Genomic DNA, 19313 nt, shown 5'->3' on the forward strand with positions numbered 1-19313 from the left:
TCCCCGCGAAGGCGCTCCGCCGTTCACACGGCGGCCCGCACGGCTTCGAGCGCCTCGAGGAGGAGGGGACGCGGCATGGCGAAGACGAGACGCACGTGGTCGGCGTAGCCGGCGCCGCACAGGCGTCCGGAGGTGAGCGTCACTCCCGCCTCGCGCTGCAGGTGCTGCGCGGGATCGGCGTGGCCGAGAGCACCCAGGTCGAACCAGGCGAGATACGTCGCCTCCGGGGTGCGGTGCCCGATCCGGGGCAGCTCGGAGGCGAGGAAGTCGGCGATGAGGCGCCGGTTGCCGTCGAGGTAGTCGACGACCTCGTCGAGCCACGCTCCGCCCTCCCGGTAGGCGGCCGTCGAGGCGATCACGCCGAGATTCGAAGCGCCGTGCTGCACCGCGAACCCGAAGCGCGAGTAGACGTCCTCGTCTGCGTCGTTCGTGGTGATCAGCTGCGCGGCCTTCAGGCCGGGGATGTTCCACGCCTTCGAGGCGCTCGTTCCGGTGACGGAATGCCGGGCGGCCTCCTCCGAGACCGAGGCGTAAGGGATGTGGGGGACGCCGTCGAACCGCAGCGGCGCGTGGATCTCGTCGGCGAAGACCCGCCCGCCGTGGCGCTCGACGACAGCGGCGAGACCTTCGAGCTCGGACCGCGGCAGGACCGAGCCCGTCGGGTTGTGCGGATTGCAGAGCACCAGGGTGCCCGCTCCCTGCGCGAAGGCCGCATCGATCCCGTCGAGGTCGTGCTCCCAGCGGCCGTCGACGATCGTTCCCGGGACCTCGATCACCTCGCGTCCGATGGCCGACAGGTAGGTGAGGAACGGCATGTAAGCGGGGGTAGGCACGATCACCGGTGAGCCGGGGCGGGAGAACTCGGTGACGGCCACTCCGAGCGCGGCCATGACATCCGAGACGGAGTGCACGCGGGCGGGGTCGACCGTCCACGCGTACTGCTCAGCGAGGTACTCCGCGGCGGCCTCGCCCAGCTCGCCCGCAGTCGAGGGGGACAGATAGCCCAGCACGTCGCCGGCCACGGCGTCGTGCAGTGCCCTCCGAACGGCCGGCGCCGTACCGAAGTCCATCTCGGCGACCCAGGCTCCGATGGTGCCGGGGCGGAGGCTCCACTTGCGGCTCGTCGGGCGGTCGAGTCGTTCGCGCGTGAGCGAGTCGAACAGGTGCATGGGAGTCCTCGGGGAAGCGGGCGGAGGGCGCCCCGCTGGTCGATCGGGGCGCCCGAGGCGGGGGCGGCTCAGCTGTTGTCGAGCGGGAGCCCGGGCGGGTTCACCAGGGCCTCGTCCACGGCCTCGTCCTGCAGGCCGTAGGCCGACAGCCAGTCCTGGTACTGACCGTTCCCGATGAGGTAGCCGAGGGCCTGGGCGATCGGCTCGGCGAGTCCGGAGTCCTTCTTCACAGTCGCCGCGATCAGCCCGTCGAGCGATTCGCCCGCTCCGGAGAACGTGCCGGCGTTGCGGGTCGGGTCGGCGCCGTCCTCCGAGATCCGGTTCTGGTAGACCGTCGTCGGGTTGGGCCCGAAGTAGGCGTCGATCCGGCCGGAGCCGAGAGCGAGAGTGACGGAGTTGGCATCGGGCAGTCGCGTGATCTCCAGGGACCTGCCCTCGGACTGCAGACGGGCCTGCCACTCGAGCAGGATCTTCTCCTGGTTGGTGCCGCTGCTGACCGCGACGGTGAGTCCGTCGAGGTTCTCGTAGTCGCCGTCGAACTCCCAGTCGTTCGAGGCGAGGACCTGGAACGCGAGGGTGTCGGCGCGGTAGGAGGCGAAGTCGTACTTCTCCTTGCGCTTCTCCGTGACGGTGATGTTCGAGAAGCCGACGTCGCTGCCTCCGGTGTCGATGCCCACGAAGAGGTTGTCCCAGGTGGAGTTCTCCACCTCGGGCTGCAGCCCGAGGACGGCGGCGACGAGGCGGCCGAGATCGGGCTCCGAGCCGGTGAGGGTCTCGGTGTCGGTCCCGGTGAACGCGAGCGGAGGGAAGCCTGCGGGGAGAGCGCCGACGCCGATCGTCAGGGTCCCGCGGTCGAGGATCTCCTGCGGCAGCGTGCCGCGGATCCCGTCGACGACCGGCACGTCGATGTCCGTCTCGGTCGCCGCTCCGTTGGAGAGGGCACCCACGGTGACGGTGGTGGTGCCGGAGGCGGCTCCCGGGGAGGCCGGGTCGGAGGCGGCGGCACCGGAGCAGGCCGCGAGGCCCGTCGTCAGCGCGGCGGCAGCGAGAAGCGCCCCGACTCTGGTCCAACGAGTGATGTGCGGTCTGGTCATGATTCGATTCCTGTGTCTGTCGTGCGGATGGAGAGGAGGAGGAGTGCGGGGGCTCAGCCGAGGACTCGGCCGAGGAAGTCGCGGGTCCGCGGATTCTGCGGGCGGTCGAGGACCTCGCTCGGGCTGCCCTGCTCGACGACGAGGCCGTCGTCGACGAACACCACCCGGTCGGCGACCTCGCGGGCGAAGCCGATCTCGTGGGTCACGACGATGAGGGTGCGGCCGCTCTCGGCCAGCGACCGGATGACCTGCAGCACCTCCCCGACGAGCTCGGGATCGAGAGCCGAGGTCGGCTCGTCGAAGAGGATCACCTCGGGGTCGAGCGCGAGCGCACGCGCGATGGCCACGCGCTGCTGCTGGCCGCCGGAGAGCTGCCTCGGATAGGCCGCCGCCTTGTCTGCGAGACGGACGTGCTCGAGCAGGGCGCGTGCCCGCTCGCGGGCCTCCGCGGGCGGCTGCCCCTGCGAGATCGGCGCCTCGGTGACGTTCTCGAGGATCGTCAGGTGCGGGAAGAGGTTGAAGCTCTGGAAGACGAAGCCGATCCTCGCCCTCTGGCGCAGGATCTCCTTCTCGCGCAGCTCCTTGAGCCGACCGCCGCGCAGCCGCACCCCGATCAGCTCGCCGTTCACGGAGACGAACCCCTCGTCGAGCTTCTCGAGATGGTTGATCGCCCGCAGCAGGGTCGACTTGCCCGAGCCGCTCGGACCGAGGATAACCGTGACGGTGCCCACCTCGACGCGCAGGTCGACTCCCCGGAGCACGGTCCGGTCGCCGTAGGACTTGGTCGCGTTGTGGATCTCGATGGCGGCGGTCATCGCGCACTCCTCAGGCCGGCGAGCGAGCGCCGCACCCGCTGGAGGGGCGTGGGCGCGAGCTCCCGGTGCGCGCCGCGGGCGTAGAAGCGCTCGATGTAGAACTGCACGACCGAGATCGCCGAGGTCAGCACCAGGTACCAGATCGTCGCGACGACGAGCAGGGGGATGATGTCCGTCGGGTACGTGCTGCCGAGGTTCTGAGCGACCCCGAACAGGTCGAGCAGCGAGACGTAGAACAGCAGCGAGCTCGCCTTCAGCAGGCCGATGATCTGGTTCACGTAGGCGGGCACGATCGAGCGGAGCGCCTGCGGGAGGACGATGCGGGTGAACTGGCGGCGCTGCGGGATCCCGAGCGCCTTCGCCGCTTCGTGCTGCCCCTGATCGACCGCGAGCACCCCGGAACGGACGACCTCGGCGCTGTAGGCGATCTCGGACAGGCTCAGGCCGATCACGCCGAGGGCGAGCGGAGGCAGCAGCGACACCGTCGGCACCGACCACTGCGGACCGAAGGGGATGCCGATGCTGACGGTCGGATACAGGTTGCCGAGATTGAACAGGAAGATGAGGACGAGGATCAGCGGCACCGAGCGGAACAGCCAGATGTAGACCCAGCTGAGCGTCGACAGCACCGGATTGCCCGAGAGCCGGGCTACGGCGACGACGATGCCTCCGACGAAGCTGATCACGGCGCTGATGGCGGTGGCGAGGAGCGTCAGCTGCAGCCCCTTCAGGATCGCCGGACTGAAGAGCCAGGTCCCGACCTTCGGCCACTCCCACGACGGGTTCGTGAAGAGGGTCTGTCCGGCGTTCAGCAGGAGCACGAGGACCAGTGCGGCGACCACCCAGCGCACCGGGTGGCGCAGCGGCAGCACCGGCCGCTCGCCGAGTCGGGCGAGGTCGATGCCTCCGGGAAGGGGGCCGGACGTGTCCCGCGGTCGAGGCGGCGCTATCGTGCCGCTCATGAGGCACGCCCCGTGACGCGACCGCGCAGGCGTGCTCCGCCGTCGGGCAGGGACGCGGTGAGCTGCGCGAAGGAGTCGTCGTGCGCGGTCCGGATCCTCGCGACGTCGAGCGGCCGATCGGTGAGCGTCCGCGCATAGCCGTGCAGGACGACCACCTCGGGAGGCTGGGTCACGTCGTAGAGCGGTGTGTAGCCCGCGGTGAGGTAGAGCCGCTGCGCCTCCGGCTGGAGCGGCCCGGTCGTGAGGTAGACGGTCGAGTAGCCGAGCCGGCGGGCCTCCGCCTCGAGCTCGGCGACCACGCGCAGGGCGAGTCCCTGCCGACGGTGCGCCGAGGATGTCCAGATGCGCTTGAGCTCGGCGGTCGTGTCGTCGAATCTCTTCAGCGCGCCTCCGGCGATCGCGGTGCCGTCGCGCAGAAGCAGGACGAAGGATCCCTCCGGCGGGGCGAACACCTCGCTCGGGTAGCGCGCGAGCTCGGCCGATGCCGGCTCGCCCCAGGCGGTGCCGTAGCGGGTGTCGTACTCGCGCTCGAGCTCGTCGAGCAGGGGCCGGGCCCGCGGGTCATCGGCCCGCACATGGACGAACTCGTCGGCCGCGACGGTGTCAGGCGAGGACACGAGCGGCCTCCTCGGCGGCCTGGGCGGCCGCGGCGTCGCGTCGAGCGACCTCCTCGCGCACCAGCGGTATCACGTGGCGACCGAAGTCGAGGGTGTCGTCGACGTAGTCGTAGCCGCGCGCCGAGATGATGTCGACCCCGAGATCGACGTAGTCGAGCAGCGCGGCGGCCACCGTCTCCGGCGTCCCGACGAGGGCGTTCGAGTTGCCGCGCGCTCCCGCGGCGACTCCCGCCCTGGTCCAGAGCGCGCGATCGAAACGGTCGCCTGCGGCGGCGATCGCGAGGAGGCGCTGCGAGCCGGTGTTCTCCGGCGCGGCGAGGCCTCCGGGGGCGGTCTCGCGGGTGCGCGCCTCGATGCGGCGGAGGATCCCCTCCGCCTTCTCCCAGGCCTGTTCCTCGGTGGCCCCGAGGATGGGTCGGAAGGCGACCTGGATGCGCGGCGCGACGTCGCGGCCGGCCTCCGCCGCCGCCTCCCGGATGCTGCGGATCTGCTCGGCGGTGTCCCGCAGCGGCTCGCCCCAGAGCGCGTAGACGTCGCTCTCGGCGGCACCGACGGACAGAGCGGCGGGAGAGGAGCCTCCGAACGAGATCTGCGGCCGAGGCTGCTGCACCGGCCAGACGTCGCTGACGAACCGGGAGAAGCGGTAGTGCTCCCCGACGTGATCGAACGGCTCACGGGTCGTCCAGACCTGCTTGACGATCCTGATGTACTCGGCGGTGCGCGCGTAGCGCTCGTCCTTGCTCAGGTAGTCGCCCTCCGCGGCCTGGTCCGCGTCCGACCCGCCCGTGATCACGTGGACGCTCAGGCGGCCTCCACTCAGCTGATCGAGGGTCGCGAAGGCTTTCGCCGCGACCGTGGGGTAGGAGACGTTGGGCCGGTGCGCCAGCAGCAGCTGGATGCGCTCGAGCCGCGACGCGATGAAAGCGGCGGCGACGGCGGGGTCGGGGGCTCCGGAGTGGTAGGCGAACAGGATGCGGTCCCACCCGCTGTCCTCATGAGCCGCGGCCAGACGCACCGTGTACTCCGGGTCGAAGCTCGCGCCGCTGCGTGCTCGTGTCTCGCTGCCGTCGTTGAGCGCGGCGATGCCGAGGAATTCGATGGGCACTCGAGGCTCCTGCCTGTCGGGGCGCACCGTTCTGCACGCCGTGGGGGCCGACGCTAGGGTCCGCGGCCACCCGGCTCCAACCCGCCGCTACACACTTCTTCACATCGTCACGAGTCGTCACAGAGCGGCGTCCTCTCGGGGGAAGAGTCATCGTGGACGCATGTCAGCGCCATCGGACGGGACCCGCTCCCTCGTGATCGTCGGGGGAGGTCCCCGCGCGGTCGGGGTCCTCGAGCGCCTCGCCGCGAACGCCGCCGAGGACGCCCTCGGGCCGGCCGCGCTCGTCGTCCACATCGTCGACCCGTACCCCGTCGGCCCCGGCCGGATCTGGCGCTACGAGCAGTCGCCGCTGCTGAAGCTCAACTCGCTCGCAGCCGACGTGACGATGTTCACCGACGCAAGCGCGACGATCGAGGGGCCGGTGCGCCCCGGACCCTCGCTGATCGAGTGGGCGGAGGCGGTGCGGGCCGGCCGGATCGCGCTCGCAGAGGGCGACGAAGCCGTGCGCCGCGAGCTCGACGGGCTCCGCGCCGACAGCTTCCCCACCCGCCGGCTGCAGAGCCTCTATCTGCGCTGGTTCCACCGGGAGGCGCTCGCCGCTCTCCGCCCTGACGTCGAGGTCCGCGAGCACGCAGCGCGCGTCGTCGAGGTGCTCGGCCGCGACGACGGTGCGCAGCGGGTCGTCCTCGACTCCGGCGACGTGATCGAGGCGGACCTGGTCCTGTTCTCGCTCGGGCACAGCGGCGCTCTGCCGACGGTCGACGAGACCCGGCTGGCCGGGTTCGCCGAGCGCCACGGCCTCGCCTACCTGCCGCCGTCGTTCACGGCCGACGCCGACCTCGGATCCCTCCGCGCCGGACACGACGTGATCGTGCGCGGCCTCGGCCTCGTCGCGGTCGACCTCCTGGTGCTGCTCACCGAGGGCCGGGGCGGCCGCTTCGAACGGGACGACGCCGGCGGACTGCGCTACCACCCGTCGGGACGTGAGCCGCGCATCCTGATCGGCAGCCGCCGCGGGGTCCCCTACCACTCGAAGATCGGCTCGACGATCCAGGGAGCCGCGCCCGAGCCCCGCTGGTTCTCGGCGTCCGTCGTCGAGGAGCTGCGCTCGCGACACCGCCCGCTCGACTTCAGCGAGGACGTCTGGCCCCTGATCGCCCAGGAGATGCTCTGGGGCTACTACCGTGAGCTCTTCACCGGGCACCCCGACCGGGTGAGCACCGACTGGACGCACTTCTCGGAGGTGTTCTCGCGGCTCGACCCGCGCGCCTCGGTCCTCGCCGGCTCCCGCGGCCCGCGACCCGAAGCGGGACAGGGGTACGCTCTCCCCGCACTCGGGGCCGACGCCGAGCGGGTCCTCGGAGATGCGAGGACCCTGACCGCGCTCGTCGCGGACACTGTGCCGGACAGCCTCGACAGGCTGCTCCTCCCCGATCTCGACCGCCCGTTCGCCGATGTGCGGTTCGCCGACGGCTCGGCGCTGCAGGAGGCGGTGCGCGCCTACATCCGGGACGACCTGGCTCTGCGCAGCCGGCAGGAGCACAGCGCCACGATGGCGCTCTTCCTCGCGCTTCTGCGCAGCCACTTCCTCGTCGCCGATCTCACCGCGTCCGCGAGGTGGACGCCCCGCTCGCGGATCGAGGATCTGCACGGATGGTGGCTCGGCTGGTTCAGCTTCCTCGCGAGCGGGCCGCCCGCGCACCGTCTCGAGGAGCTGCTCGCACTCTCGGACGCGGGCGTCGTCGACTTCCTCGGCCCGGGCATCCGTGTGGAGACCTCCGAAGAGGAGGGCCGCTTCGTCGCGAGCGGCGGGGCGACCGATCAGGTCGTCCTCGCTGACGCTCTCGTCGACGCGCGCCTCCCCCGGACGTCCGTTGCGAGGAGTGACGACGCGCTGATGCGAGCGCTCGTCGCGTCGGGGTCGGCGGTCGAGGACCTCGTCGACGTCGGCGACACTCTCCTGTCGACCGGGAGGCTGCGCGTGCACCAGGACGACACCCTGCTGCGCTCGACGGCGGGAGGCCGCGTCGGCCGCCGGTACGCGATCGGCCCGTACACCGACTCGCCGTTCGTCGGCGCCTTCTCCCGGCCGGGCACGAACGCGGTGTCGTTCCGCGAGAACGACAAGGTCGCGCGCGCGCTGCTGCGCCGCCTCCGCGCACTCGACGACGAGGAGCTCGTCCGAGCCGGCACTCTGATCCGAGGAGCACGATGACCGCCGCCCCACCCCTCAGCCTCGCCGTCGCCCTCGAGGGCGCCGGCTGGCACCCCGCGTCCTGGCGCGAGCCTGGCGCCCGTCCCGACGCGCTCTTCACCGGCACGTACTGGGCGGACATCGTGCAGCGGGCGGAGCGCGGCGGGATCGACTTCGTGACGATCGAGGACTCCTTCGCCCTGCAATCGGCGGACCCCTTCCTGGCCGACGACCGCACCGACGAGGTCCGCGGCCGGCTCGACGCGCTGCTGATCGCCTCCTACGTCGCCCCCCTCACGAGCCGCATCGGTCTCGTGCCCACGGTCACCGTGACGCACACGGAGCCCTTCCACGTGTCGAAGGCCGTCGCGACGCTCGACCACCTGAGCCGGGGGCGGGGCGGTTGGCAGGTCAGGGTGTCGTCACGCGTCGACGAAGCCTCGCACGTCGGACGACGAATCGCGGCGATCGTGCCGCCGGAGCCGGGCACGCCCCTTCTCGAGGACCCCGCGATCCGCGCCGTCGTCGACGAGCTCTTCGAGGAGGCGGCCGACGCCGTCGAGGTCGCACGGAGACTCTGGGACAGCTGGGAGGACGACGCCGAGATCCGCGACGTCGCCACCGATCGCTTCCTCGACGCCGACAAGGTGCACCGCGTCGACTTCGCAGGACGCTGGTTCTCGGTGCGCGGCCCCGCGATCACTCCCCGGCCGCCGCAGGGGCAGCCCGTCGTCGCCGCGCTCGCACACGCCGACATCCCGTACCGTTTCGCCGCGCGCTCGGCCGACGTCGTGTTCGCGACGCCTCAGAACGCAGCGGACGCCGAGAGGATCCTCCAGGAGATCGCCGAGGCGGAGCGCGGGGCGGGGCGCACGGGCGAGCGCCTGCGGGTCCTCGCCGACCTCGTCGTCGTCCTCGACACCACGGCGGAGTCCGCCGCGGCCAGACTCTCGCGCCTCGACGCTCTCGGCCGACCGCTCACCGGCGACGCCGCCGTCGCCGCCGGGTCGGCCGCGTCCGTCGCCGACCGCATCGCCGAGTTCTCACGGCTCGGCTACGACGGCGTCCGCCTCCGACCCGCGGTTCTCGCCACCGATCTGCCGCTGATCGCCGACGACCTCGTGCCCGAGCTGCGCCGACGCGGTCTGCTCGTCGGGACGGAGGAGGGCCGCACCCTCCGCTCAGCCCTGGGCCTGCCCACGTCGATCCCGAACCGCTACGCCTCCGAGGAGCAGTCATGACGCGGCGACCGAAGCAGATCGTCCTCGCCGCCTACGTGGGCGGGGTGAACGAGCACACCCTGTGGGAGCACCCCGACGCCGGCAGCCAGGTCGACTTCTCGACGTTCCGCCGCGTCGCAGAGACCGCGGAGCGCGGGCGGTTCGACTACTTCTTCCTCGCCGAGGGTCTGGCCCTGCGGGAGCGCGCGGGGCGCCCGTTCGACCATGACATCGCCGGACGACCGGACACTCTGCCGCTCCTCGCCGCGCTGGCCGCGGTCACGGAGCACATCGGCCTGGTCGGCACGCTCAACGCGACGTTCAACGAGCCCTTCGAGCTCGCCCGTCAGATCGCGACCCTCGACCACCTCTCAGGCGGACGAGCGGGGTGGAACGTGGTCACGTCCTTCGACGCCTTCACGGGCGCGAACTTCCGCCGCGGCGGCTTCCTCGACCGCGCCGACCGCTACGCCCGTGCCGAGGAGGCCGTCCGCGCGGTGACGACGCTCTGGGACACCTGGACCTCCGACGCCGTGCGAGCCGATGCCCCCTCCGGCGAGTTCCTCGCCGACTCGTCGACGGGGTCGTTCGCCGTCTCGAGCAGCCAGTTCGACGTCTCCGGCCGTTTCACCGTGCCGCGCAGCCCGCAGGGCCGCCCGGTGATCGTGCAGGCGGGCGTCTCTCCGCAGGGTCGCGACTTCGCGGCGTCGAGCGCCGACGTGATCTTCTCCCCCTACCACCGGGGACCTGAGGCGCACGAGTTCGCGCGCGACATCGCGGCCCGGGTCGCGGCGGCGGGTCGCCCGGCCGGCTCCGTGCGGATCCTCCCGTCAGCCGCCGTCGTCCTCGGCGGCACCGCTGCGGAGGCGGAGGAGAGAGCGCGGTGGATCCGCGATCAGCAACTCACACCGCGCACGATCCAGGTGCTCTTCGAGCAGGTCTGGAACCGGGACCTGTCGGGCTTCGACGTCGACGGGCCGGTACCCGATCTCGAGCCCGACCTCGAGGCGCCGCCGCTGATCGAGGGCCGCGCACTGATCCACGGTGATCGCGCGGGGACCGTGCGCGCCTGGCGTGCGCTCGCTCAGGAGCGCGAACTCACCCTCCGCGGTCTCGCCGAGACCGTCTTCGACCGCACGGAGTACGTGGGCACGGCTGAGCAGGTCGCCGACCGTCTCGACGAGTTCGTGCAGAGCGGAGGCGGCGACGGGGTCGTCCTCGGATCGCACCTGCACCCGGGTGGTCTGGACGAGTTCGTCGACCGCGTCGTGCCGCTGCTGCAGGAGCGCGGTTCGCTGCGCACCGAGTACGAGGGCACGACCCTGCGGGAGAACCTCGGCCTGGAGATCCCCGCCCGGCCGTGACCTCATCCCCTCCGCCCCCTCTCCGACCTCCGAAGGAAGACCATGACCGACGCCTACTACGACCGCGCAGCCGACCGCCGCTACACCGCCGCCTACAAGAAGGAGACCCCCGACGTCCTTGCGGCGTTCACCGCCTTCGACACCGCCGTCTTCGCTCCGCAGGGTCGCGAGATCCCGCTCAAGTACCGCGAGCTCATCGCCTACGCCGTGGGCATCAGCAAGCAGTGCGTCTACTGCATCGACGGCCACGGCCAGAACGCCGTGCGCGCCGGTGCGACCGAGACCGAGCTCGCCGAATCAGCCTGGGTCGCGGCCGCCATCGGAGCCGGAGCCGCCTTCGCGCACGGCCGACTCGGCTTCAAGCTGACCGAGGACCACCCGCACTGATCGTGCCCCCGCCCCTGTCCCTCCTACCGATCGGCCGATCATGACGAACGAACCCGCCTTCAGCATCACCCTCACCCCCTTCGACGAGGACTACTCGCCGGCCCGGAGCTCCCGGATCACCACCAACTTCGCGAATCTGGCCCGCGGCGAGCGCCGCCGGGAGAACCTCCGGACCGCGCTGCGGATGATCGACGACCGGTTGAACGATCTCGTGCCGGGCGACGATCCGAGCCGCGGCCGCTACACGGTCGGGCTCGACATCGTCTCCGTCGGGCTGCGGCTCACCACGGACGGCGAGGACCGGGAGTTCCCCCTGCTGGAGGTCCTGCGCACCCGGATCCTCGACCGCCGCACCGGCCGATGTCAGCCGGGGACACTGGGGAACAACTTCTCCTCCTACCTCCGCGACCACGACTTCAGCGTGCGGCTGCCGGCGGTCAACGCCGCGCAGGCCGGCTTCACCGTCCCCGACGACTTCGGCGTCCTGCACGGCGCGCTCTTCCAGCACTTCCGGGACTCCGCGCAGTACGCGGAGCTCTCGTCGACGCCGCCCGTCATCTGCATCAGCGTCTCGACGAGCAGGACGTACCGGCGAACCGGGACCCTCCATCCGATCCTCGGCGTCGAGTACCGGCAGGACGAGCTCTCGCTGACCGACCGGTACTTCGCGGAGATGGGCCTCGGGGTCCGCTTCTTCATGCCGCCGGGCAGCACGGCGCCGCTCGCGTTCTACTGCGGCGGCGATCTGCTGGAGGACTACTCGGACCTCCAGCTCATCGCCACCATCAGCACGATGGAGACGTTCCAGAGGATCTACCGGCCCGAGATCTACGGCGCGCGCTCGGCCGCCGCCGACGTCTACCGGCCGGACCTGGAGCAGCAGGACTACGTGCGGCCCGCGGTCTCCTACGACCGCGAGGAGCGCGGCCGGCTCGCGGTCGAGCAGGGGCGGTTCGCGGAGGAGCACCTCATGAAGCCGCACGGGGAGCGGCTGCGGCAGTGGGCCGCCGGGTACTCGGGAGCGGTCCGATGAGCGCCCGCGGAGCCTCGACGTCCCTCCCGCTCCTGCCCACCTCGATCGCCGGCAGCCTGCCGAAGCCGTCGTGGCTCGCGCAGCCGGAGACCCTGTGGTCCCCGTGGCGGCTGACCGGCGACGCCCTGGCCGAGGGCAAGCAGGACGCCCTGCGCGCCGCTGTCCACGAGCAGCACCACCGGGGCCTGGACATCGTCAGTGACGGGGAGCAGACCCGGCAGCACTTCGTCACGACGTTCATCGAGCACCTCACGGGCGTCGACTTCGAGCGGCGCGAGACGGTGCGCATCCGCGACCGGTACGACGCGAGCGTGCCGACCGTCGTCGGCGCCGTAGGGCTCGAGAGGCCCGTGTTCGCCGACGACGCCCGGTTCCTGCGCGAGCAGACCGATCAGCCGATCAAGTGGGCGCTGCCCGGCCCGATGACGATGATCGACACCCTCTCCGACCGGCACTACGGGAGCCGCGAGAAGCTGGCGTGGGAGTTCGCGACCATCCTCAACGAGGAGGCGCGAGCCCTCCAGGACGCCGGAGTCGACATCGTCCAGTTCGACGAGCCCGCCTTCACCGTCTTCTTCGACGAGGTGCACGACTGGGGTGTGGCCGCGCTGGAGAGGGCGGCGGAGGGACTCCGCATCGAGACCGCGCTGCACATCTGCTACGGCTACGGGATCAAGGCGAACACCGACTGGAAGGCGACCCTCGGGTCGGAGTGGCGGCAGTACGAGGAGTCGTTGCCGCTCCTCCAGCAGTCCTCGCTCGACATCGTCTCGCTGGAGAGCCACCACTCCCACGTGCCGATGGAGCTGATCGAGCTCGTCCGCGGCAAGAAGGTCATGCTCGGAGCGATCGACGTGGCGAGCGGGACCGTCGAGACGCCCGAGGAGGTCGCCGACACCCTGCGCCGCGCCCTCCGGTTCGTCGACGCGGACCTGCTCCTCCCCAGCACGAACTGCGGCATGGCGCCGCTGCCCCGCGACCTCGCCTGGGGGAAGCTCAGCGCGCTGAGCGCGGGAGCGGCGATCGTCCGCGAGGAGCTCGCGCCCTGACGGGCCTTCGGGGAGACGTGTCGCGGCCGGCCCGTCTCCCCGGAGGTCCCGCCCGCCTCACCCCTCCGCTCGCGCCTCCTGCGCCGCGATGTCCTTCATCGCCAGGTCCGCCCGGCGGAACTGGTCCGTCTCCGGGAGCGCGAGGTGCAGTCCGGCGACGGTCGTGAGCGAGACCGTCACCTCGGCCACGGTCACGTCGAGGACGTGCCCGCCCTTCTCGCGGGCGTCGTCGACGTAGTGCAGGTGGTACCCGGGGACCGACACGGCCTGCTCGAACTGCGGAGTGCGGAAGCCCGCGATCGTGCCGCGGGTGTCGGCGATGCCGGTGACGCTCTGGTGGGCGGTCGCCTCGATCAGGGGCGGGTACGGCTCGGTCTGCGCGCCCACGGTCCGGGTGCGGACCTCGGTGAACCGGCCGTCGATCCGCAGGGCGACGGGGATGTTCCCGCCGTCGACCGCGTCGTCGATCAGCCGGGTGAGGCCGGCGAGACCGGTCGGCTCCTCCACCGTGAACGTCGTGGTCGCGTGGAAGGGCAGCACGGCGGCGAAGGGCGTCCGGTCGTCGCCGTCCGCGACCTGGACGGAGCCGTCGCTGCGCAGGTGGTAGCAGACGCCGTCGACGATCACCATCTCGCCGTCCAGGTGGTTGAAGGTGCCCAGCCCGAGGTCGCCGTGGGTGAGCAGCTCGCCGATCGTCAGGTCCCCGTCGTAGACCCCGGCCAGCAGGGCGGCCATGGTCGAGCTCTGGTAGATCGCGTAGTCGTCGGTCGAGTCGACCGTGTGCGTGCTCATTCGAAGGCGTCCTCGACCAGGTGGGCGGCGATGTCGACGTTGCGGCTGTAGTCCACCGCGACGTCGATGATCGAGACGCCCGGCTCGGCGAGGGAGGCGCGGAAGGCCTCCTCGAACTCGGCGATGCCGCTCACCCGCCTGCCCGTGTCGCCGAACGCCGCGGCGAACTTCTCGATGTCGTAGTCGCCGAGCTGGACCCCGGACTTGCGGCCGTACTTCAGCAGCTGCTGGAAGCCGACCATGTCGTAGGTGTCGTCCCGCATGATCACGTGCGTGAACGAGAGGCCGAGCCGCGTCGCCGTCTCGATCTCCGTCGCGGAGAACAGGAACCCTCCGTCACCCGAGACGGAGACCACCGGGGTCCCGGGGCGCAGGAGGCTCGCCGCCATGCCCCACGGGAAGGAGACGCCGAGGGTCTGCTGCCCGTTCGAGAAGAGCAGGTGCTTGGGCTCGTACACGCGGAAGTGCCGGGCCATGAAGATGTAGTTCGAGCCGATGTCGCAGGCCACGGTGGCGTCGTCCGAGAGCAGGTCGCGCATCAGGAGCACGAGGCGGGCGGGATCGACGGTCCCGGGAGCCGCCTCGGCCGTCCGCGCCGCGTCGTCGATCCGCTCCAGCTCGCTCCGGTGCCGGGCGACCCGGTCGGCCGCGTCCTCGTCGAGCTGCAGGCCGGAGACGAGGGGCGTGAGGGCCGCGACCGTCTGCGCGAGATCGCCCTTCAGCTCCAGCGCCGGCAGGTAGTGGTTGTCCAGCGGGGCGTCGACGGAGTCGATGTGGACGATCCGGCGGTCGACGTCGCTGTTCCAGATCACCGGGTCGTACTCGACGGCGTCGTAGCCGATCGCGACGACGAGATCGGACTCGGCGAGGGCGAGGTCGGCGGGCTGGTTCTTGAAGAGGCCGACGCGGCCCAGGTAGTGGTCCTCGAGCTCGCGGGAGACGAGGCCGGCCGCCTGGAACGTCTCGATCACCGGCAGCTCCGTCTCGCTGATCAGGGCCCGCAGGGCCGCGACGGTCTCCGGCTCCGACGCGCGGAGGCCCACGAGGAGGACGGGCCGCTCCGCGGTGTTGATCAGGTCGGCGGCGTGCGTGAGGTCCTCGGCGCGCGCCGGACCGCTCGTCGGCCCCGTGGCCGCCCGGGTGATGACCTGCGAGGTCGGCGCGGCCATCACGCTGGCCGACAGGACGACCGCCGCGGCGCCTCGGGGCTCGGTGACCGCGGCGCGGAAGGCGTTGCTGACCGCCTCCGAGACGTCGTCCGGATCCGTCGACTCGACCGTGTACTTCGTCACGGTGGAGAGGAAGGCGGCCGCATCCATCGACTGGTGCGTGCGCTTGAGGCGGTCGGAGAGCTGCACGGCCCCGGCGAGCGCGACGACCGGGTCCTGCTCCGTGTTGGCCGTGAGCAGGCCGGTGGCGAGGTTGGTCGTGCCGGGGCCGGAGGTCACGAGGACGACCCCCGGGCTGCCCGTGAGCCGCCCCACCGCGGCGGCCATGAAGGCGGCGTTCTGCTCGTGCCGGCAGACGATCAGCTCCGGCCCCTCGTCGGCGAGGACGTCGAAGACCGCATCGATCTTCGCTCCCGGGATCCCGAAGACGTACTTCACGCCGTTGGCGGTCAGGGTCTCGATCACCCGCCGTGCACTGCGCGTCTCGACGTTCGGCTGCTCCATGGTCCGCTCCGCTCTCTCCTCGGTTGTACCGACGAGCGTAGGAACGGGGGCCCCCGGAGCGACCCGGTCAGATGACTCGTTCCCACCGGTGCATCTCCGGCGGCGTACCGATCGCAGTGACGGAGCGCTCGGCCGGGACACGCTCGGCTCCCCCGCCGACGGTCTGCTCCGAGAGTCGTCCGACGCTCGCCGCGACGTCCCCGGTCGTGATGGACTTGCCCGCATGATGATCTCTCCGCGCGAGTCCGCGCACGACACGAAGGCAGGCGTCTGATGGCCGAGGAGCGCGCGATCCTCGCGGGCGGATGCTTCTGGGGGCTCCAGGAGCTCATCCGCGACATGCCGGGCGTCTTCAGCACCCGCGCCGGGTACGCCGGCGGCAGCACGCCGAACGCGACCTACCGCCACCACGGCGACCACGCGGAGGCGGTCGAGATCGAGTTCGATCCCGAGCAGCTCTCCTACCGCGACCTGCTCGAGTTCTTCTTCCAGGTGCACGACCCGACGACGAAGAACCGTCAGGGCAACGACATCGGCACGGCCTACCGCTCCGTGATCCTCTTCCTCTCGCCTGACCAGGAGAGGGTCGCGCGCCAGACGATCACCGAGATCGACGCGTCGGGCCGCTGGCCCGGACCGGTCGTCACCGAGGTCGAGCCCGCCGGCGAGTTCTGGGACGCCGAGGAGGAGCACCAGGACTACCTGCGCAAGCACCCCGGCGGCTACACCTGCCACTGGGTCCGGCCGAAGTGGGCGCTCGACGCCTGATCCCGGTCACGCGGGACGCGGGGCCCCGGGCTCCGCTCCCGCGGGCACGGCTCGCGCGCGGTGCGCGAAGAGAAGCACGACGGCGACCGCCGAGAGCACCAGGGCCGGCGTCGGGGCCCAGGCCGGAGCGAGCGTCACGGTCGCCGCTCCGACGACGGCTCCGACCGCGAGGCTCGCGACGATGAGCGCCTGGAGGGTCCTCGACCCGGACGAGCGCTCGGCGAGCTCCTGCATCAGGCTCGTGAGCGTGCCCGTGACGAACGTGGTCGTCAGGCCGGCGGCGCCGGAGATCCGCTTCGCGAGCACGGTCTGCAGCCCCAGCGCCGCCGCGCTGGTCGCGATGAACGCGCAGTCCACGAGCAGCGACGTGCCGCCCTGCACCGTCGGCCAGGCGACCGCGACGGCGAGCTGCAGGACGACCCCCACGAGTGCGATCGCGCGGAGCGGACGTCTCCCGTCGCCGGTCGACGGCGTGCGCGCCCGGGTCGTGCGGAACCCGGCGTAGACCGCTCCGGCGAAGAAGACGATCGCCGTGACCGCTCCGGCCGCGGTCGTCAGCCAGGCGGAGCGGGGGTACAGCCCCAGCAGCACCAGGTTGCCCGTCATGTTCGCGGTGAAGATGCCGCCGAGCAGGAGGAACGCGAACGCGTCGGTCGCGCCCGAGGCGATGGCCAGCAGCACCAGGGCGAGCCTGAGGCGCGCGGGGCCGGTCACCGCCGTCACGCGCGGCCCTCACCCATGGAGCTGCCGCCAGGTGACGATCTGCTCGCCGCGGAGCTCGTAGCTCCCGAAGCAGCGGAGCCAGTGGCCCTCCCCCGTGTCCGAGCGGAGGTGCAGGGCGTGCTCGGTGAGGACGACGCTGCCGGCGACGGCGATCGTGACGAGGGCGATCCGGATCTCGGTGAACGCCCGGTGGACCTCGTCGCACATCTCGAGGACCCGCGCCCGCCCCGCGATCTCCTGCGAACTCGACGCGCTGTAGACGACCTCCGGATGCAGGAACGGGATGAGCTGGCGGCTGTCGCGAGCGCTCCACACCTCGAGGAAGTCGCGCACGACCAGCTCGTTCTCGATCATCGCGACGCCCCGCACCGACGCGTCCTGCCAGCTCTCGGCCATGGGTCCTCCCGCCGTCCCCGCACCGACACTCGTCGATGGCGACGAGCCTGCCCGAGAGCGCCCCGGGCGCCTACGCGTCGGATGACCCGATCTCCCCGCCGGCGGGCTCACCGCGCGTGGGCCGTCGCCAGCTCGCCCCAGTGCGTCGTCGCCCGGAGCGAGAGGGCGTCGCGCTTCATCGTCCACACCGGCCCCGTGCGGATGCCTGCCAGCCCGAGGCCGACCGCGGACCGGCCGTGGCGCTTGGTCACGGCGTCGATGGTGGCGCCGAGGCCCTTCGTGTCGAAGGCGGTGTCGAAGATCTCGAGCAGCGCGTGGGAGTTCCGGGGCGACAGGTTCGTGAGGATGACGCCGGCCCGCACGTAGCGCGCGCCCTCCCGCAGCCGCGGGCGCAGGGTGCCGATCGCGGCCCTCACCATCGCCACCGGGTCGTCCGTGGGGACGGGGAAGCCGGCCAGGCCGCCGGCGGACTCGTAGGGCGCGTCCGCGAACGGCGACGTCGACGCGAACACGCTCATCGTCCTGGTGACCGACTCCTGCGCGCGGAGGCGGTGGGCGGCGCGCTGCGCGTAGACGGAGAGCACCTGCTCCATGTCGCTGATCGTCGTCACGGGAGTGGCGAACGACCGGGAGAAGATCAGCTGGTCGCGGACGGTGCGAGCGGCCTCGAGTGGGATGCAGTCGACGCCGCGCAGCTCGTAGACGGAGCGCTGCAGGACGACCGAGAACTTCTTGCGGATCAGCGCGGGGTCCGCGTCGCGGAGGTCGCGGACGGTGTGGATGGACAGCTCCGCGAGGCGCTTCCCTGTGCGGCCGGCGACTCCCCACAGCTCGGTGACGTGCTGCGAGGCCATGAGCGCGTCGAGCTGCTCGGGCGTGTACCAGTCCGTGTCGCAGACGCCCCCCAGGCGCGGGTGCTTCTTCGCTCCGCCCTTGTTGACGAACTTCGCGAGAGTCTTGCTCGGTCCGAAGCCGACGCAGACGGGCAGCCCGACGTTCTTCGCGACGGCCGCCCGCATCTCCCGGCCGATCTTCGCCCGCTCCGCCACGTCGCCGTCGACGCCGAGGAAGGACTCGTCGATCGAGTACACCTCCTGCCAGGCGGAGTAGCGGCCCAGCAGCTCCATGACGCGCGCGGACAGCTCGCCGTACAGCTCGTAGTTGCTCGATCGGGCGATCACTTCCGGGAGGCGACCGGAGCGGATGAGCGGCTCGATCTGGAACCAGGGCGTGCCGTTCTCGATCCCGAGCTGCTTCACCTCGTCGGAGCGCGCGACCACGCAGCCGTCGTTGTTCGAGAGGACGACAACGGGCCGGCCGGCGAGCTTGGGGTCGAACAGCCGCTCGCAGGAGACGTAGAACGAGTTCACGTCGACCAGGGCGATGCGCCGTTCAGAGCGCACGGTGCAGCCGGTGGAGGCAGACGGTGACGACGCCCCACACCTGGAGGTCGCTCAGCTCGGCGACGTGGATCGGCGGGTACTCCGGGTTCTCGGCCCGCAGCACCACTCCCCCGGGGTGCAGCTCGAGGCGCTTGACGGTCAGCTCGCCGTCGAGGATCGCGATGACCACGCTCCCGTGCGTCGGCGTGATCGACCGGTCGACCACGAGCTCGTCGCCGTCGCTGATGCCCGCGCCGACCATGCTCTCGCCCGAGACGCGGACGATGAACGTCGACGTCTTGTCGCGGATCAGGTGGTCGTTGAGGTCGAGGGACCCGTCGAAGTAGTCCTGCGCCGGCGACGGGAATCCCGCCGCCACGGCCTCGCTGGTGACGAGGAAGGTGACGGCGACGGCGTCCGAGGCCGGAGTCGCGATGCGCTCCACGACGGTCACGCTCATGGTCGGCTCCCTCCTCATCGCATCGAACGTGTGTTCGAACGCGTCCGAGTGTAGGTCGGGGGCACCGACATTCGGGAGGCGCTCGGCGCCGTCCTCGACCGCCGGCGAGG

At 71.6% G+C, this 19313-nt stretch carries 19 protein-coding genes; 7 read left to right on the forward strand and 12 right to left on the reverse strand.

From position 1 onward, the window contains the following. Positions 1-23 precede the first annotated feature (23 nt). The 6 genes from C5C44_RS03585 to C5C44_RS03610 form a co-directional block, all read right to left on the reverse strand. Positions 24-1169: a MalY/PatB family protein gene (locus C5C44_RS03585; protein ID WP_104335304.1), complete on the reverse strand. Its 1146-nt coding sequence runs from the start codon at positions 1167-1169 to the stop codon at positions 24-26. Positions 1170-1237: 68 nt separating this feature from the next. After that, a complete protein-coding gene (locus C5C44_RS03590) occupies positions 1238-2263 on the reverse strand; it encodes a transporter substrate-binding domain-containing protein (RefSeq protein ID WP_104335305.1) in 1026 nt (341 codons plus the stop codon). A 53-nt stretch (positions 2264-2316) separates the two neighbouring features. Continuing rightward, the gene (locus C5C44_RS03595; RefSeq protein ID WP_104335306.1) at positions 2317-3078 is read right to left on the reverse strand and encodes an amino acid ABC transporter ATP-binding protein; all 762 of its coding nucleotides are present in this window, start codon (positions 3076-3078) and stop codon (positions 2317-2319) included. Continuing rightward, entirely contained in the window at positions 3075-4040 is a 966-nt protein-coding gene (locus C5C44_RS03600) for an amino acid ABC transporter permease (protein WP_104335307.1), read from the reverse strand. The genes C5C44_RS03595 and C5C44_RS03600 overlap by 4 nt, the downstream gene beginning before the upstream one ends. After that, a complete protein-coding gene (locus C5C44_RS03605) occupies positions 4037-4657 on the reverse strand; it encodes a GNAT family N-acetyltransferase (protein WP_219827824.1) in 621 nt (206 codons plus the stop codon). Before C5C44_RS03605 ends, C5C44_RS03600 begins: the two co-directional genes overlap by 4 nt. Next, on the reverse strand, positions 4644-5762 hold the full coding sequence (locus tag C5C44_RS03610; protein WP_104335308.1) for an LLM class flavin-dependent oxidoreductase: 1119 nt from the start codon (positions 5760-5762) through the stop codon (positions 4644-4646). The genes C5C44_RS03605 and C5C44_RS03610 overlap by 14 nt, the downstream gene beginning before the upstream one ends. 160 nt (positions 5763-5922) lie before the next feature. Here C5C44_RS03610 and C5C44_RS03615 point away from each other — a divergent pair, with 160 nt between their 5' ends. The 6 genes from C5C44_RS03615 to C5C44_RS03640 are packed head-to-tail and all read left to right on the forward strand — an operon-like array spanning position 5923 to position 13009. Next, entirely contained in the window at positions 5923-7977 is a 2055-nt protein-coding gene (locus C5C44_RS03615; protein ID WP_104335309.1) for an FAD/NAD(P)-binding domain-containing protein, read from the forward strand. Continuing rightward, entirely contained in the window at positions 7974-9197 is a 1224-nt protein-coding gene (locus C5C44_RS03620; protein ID WP_104335310.1) for an LLM class flavin-dependent oxidoreductase, read from the forward strand. Before C5C44_RS03615 ends, C5C44_RS03620 begins: the two co-directional genes overlap by 4 nt. Further along, complete coding sequence (locus C5C44_RS03625) at positions 9194-10540, forward strand: NtaA/DmoA family FMN-dependent monooxygenase (RefSeq protein ID WP_104335311.1); 1347 nt, start codon at positions 9194-9196, stop codon at positions 10538-10540. Before C5C44_RS03620 ends, C5C44_RS03625 begins: the two co-directional genes overlap by 4 nt. Before the next feature lie 42 nt (positions 10541-10582). Further along, on the forward strand, positions 10583-10927 hold the full coding sequence (locus C5C44_RS03630) for a carboxymuconolactone decarboxylase family protein (protein ID WP_104223293.1): 345 nt from the start codon (positions 10583-10585) through the stop codon (positions 10925-10927). 40 nt (positions 10928-10967) lie between these two features. Next, positions 10968-11960: a putative oxygenase MesX gene (locus C5C44_RS03635; protein ID WP_104335312.1), complete on the forward strand. Its 993-nt coding sequence runs from the start codon at positions 10968-10970 to the stop codon at positions 11958-11960. Then, positions 11957-13009, forward strand: coding sequence for a methionine synthase (locus tag C5C44_RS03640; RefSeq protein ID WP_104335339.1), 1053 nt, complete (start codon positions 11957-11959; stop codon positions 13007-13009). The genes C5C44_RS03635 and C5C44_RS03640 overlap by 4 nt, the downstream gene beginning before the upstream one ends. 57 nt (positions 13010-13066) lie before the next feature. On the opposite strand, the gene budA is transcribed toward C5C44_RS03640, so the two are convergent. After that, positions 13067-13801 (reverse strand): acetolactate decarboxylase, encoded by a 735-nt coding sequence (gene budA / locus C5C44_RS03645; protein WP_104226545.1) that lies wholly within the window; start codon positions 13799-13801, stop codon positions 13067-13069. After that, positions 13798-15474, reverse strand: coding sequence for an acetolactate synthase AlsS (gene alsS / locus C5C44_RS03650; RefSeq protein WP_104335313.1), 1677 nt, complete (start codon positions 15472-15474; stop codon positions 13798-13800). The genes budA and alsS overlap by 4 nt, the downstream gene beginning before the upstream one ends. Positions 15475-15747: 273 nt before the next feature. On the opposite strand from alsS, the gene msrA reads away from it, so the two are divergent. Beyond that, positions 15748-16242 (forward strand): peptide-methionine (S)-S-oxide reductase MsrA, encoded by a 495-nt coding sequence (msrA, locus tag C5C44_RS03655; protein ID WP_104335314.1) that lies wholly within the window; start codon positions 15748-15750, stop codon positions 16240-16242. 6 nt (positions 16243-16248) lie between these two features. Here msrA and C5C44_RS03660 read toward each other — a convergent pair whose 3' ends face one another. The 4 genes from C5C44_RS03660 to C5C44_RS03675 form a co-directional block, all read right to left on the reverse strand. Continuing rightward, positions 16249-16965: a YoaK family protein gene (locus C5C44_RS03660; protein WP_104226548.1), complete on the reverse strand. Its 717-nt coding sequence runs from the start codon at positions 16963-16965 to the stop codon at positions 16249-16251. 9 nt (positions 16966-16974) lie between these two features. Then, positions 16975-17361 (reverse strand): nuclear transport factor 2 family protein, encoded by a 387-nt coding sequence (locus C5C44_RS03665; protein ID WP_104247117.1) that lies wholly within the window; start codon positions 17359-17361, stop codon positions 16975-16977. Positions 17362-17468: 107 nt separating this feature from the next. Then, complete coding sequence (locus C5C44_RS03670) at positions 17469-18764, reverse strand: Y-family DNA polymerase (RefSeq protein WP_104226550.1); 1296 nt, start codon at positions 18762-18764, stop codon at positions 17469-17471. Continuing rightward, entirely contained in the window at positions 18754-19203 is a 450-nt protein-coding gene (locus C5C44_RS03675) for a LexA family transcriptional regulator (protein WP_104223301.1), read from the reverse strand. The genes C5C44_RS03670 and C5C44_RS03675 overlap by 11 nt, the downstream gene beginning before the upstream one ends. Positions 19204-19313: the final 110 nt, after the last annotated feature.

The sequence above is a fragment of the Rathayibacter sp. AY1F6 genome (assembly GCF_002932035.1).
GTDB lineage: Bacteria > Actinomycetota > Actinomycetes > Actinomycetales > Microbacteriaceae > Rathayibacter.

What these genes read in the sequence shown, in the direction of transcription:
- C5C44_RS03640 (WP_104335339.1), top strand. Translation starts at nt 11,957, where the DNA reads ATGAGCGCCCGCGGAGCCTCGACGTCCCTCCCGCTCCTGCCCACCTCG.
- alsS (WP_104335313.1), bottom strand. Translation starts at nt 15,474, where the DNA reads ATGGAGCAGCCGAACGTCGAGACGCGCAGTGCACGGCGGGTGATCGAG.
- C5C44_RS03635 (WP_104335312.1), top strand. Translation starts at nt 10,968, where the DNA reads ATGACGAACGAACCCGCCTTCAGCATCACCCTCACCCCCTTCGACGAG.
- msrA (WP_104335314.1), top strand. Translation starts at nt 15,748, where the DNA reads ATGGCCGAGGAGCGCGCGATCCTCGCGGGCGGATGCTTCTGGGGGCTC.
- C5C44_RS03675 (WP_104223301.1), bottom strand. Translation starts at nt 19,203, where the DNA reads ATGAGCGTGACCGTCGTGGAGCGCATCGCGACTCCGGCCTCGGACGCC.
- C5C44_RS03665 (WP_104247117.1), bottom strand. Translation starts at nt 17,361, where the DNA reads ATGGCCGAGAGCTGGCAGGACGCGTCGGTGCGGGGCGTCGCGATGATC.
- C5C44_RS03620 (WP_104335310.1), top strand. Translation starts at nt 7,974, where the DNA reads ATGACCGCCGCCCCACCCCTCAGCCTCGCCGTCGCCCTCGAGGGCGCC.
- C5C44_RS03600 (WP_104335307.1), bottom strand. Translation starts at nt 4,040, where the DNA reads ATGAGCGGCACGATAGCGCCGCCTCGACCGCGGGACACGTCCGGCCCC.
- budA (WP_104226545.1), bottom strand. Translation starts at nt 13,801, where the DNA reads ATGAGCACGCACACGGTCGACTCGACCGACGACTACGCGATCTACCAG.
- C5C44_RS03630 (WP_104223293.1), top strand. Translation starts at nt 10,583, where the DNA reads ATGACCGACGCCTACTACGACCGCGCAGCCGACCGCCGCTACACCGCC.
- C5C44_RS03595 (WP_104335306.1), bottom strand. Translation starts at nt 3,078, where the DNA reads ATGACCGCCGCCATCGAGATCCACAACGCGACCAAGTCCTACGGCGAC.
- C5C44_RS03615 (WP_104335309.1), top strand. Translation starts at nt 5,923, where the DNA reads ATGTCAGCGCCATCGGACGGGACCCGCTCCCTCGTGATCGTCGGGGGA.
- C5C44_RS03625 (WP_104335311.1), top strand. Translation starts at nt 9,194, where the DNA reads ATGACGCGGCGACCGAAGCAGATCGTCCTCGCCGCCTACGTGGGCGGG.
- C5C44_RS03585 (WP_104335304.1), bottom strand. Translation starts at nt 1,169, where the DNA reads ATGCACCTGTTCGACTCGCTCACGCGCGAACGACTCGACCGCCCGACG.
- C5C44_RS03590 (WP_104335305.1), bottom strand. Translation starts at nt 2,263, where the DNA reads ATGACCAGACCGCACATCACTCGTTGGACCAGAGTCGGGGCGCTTCTC.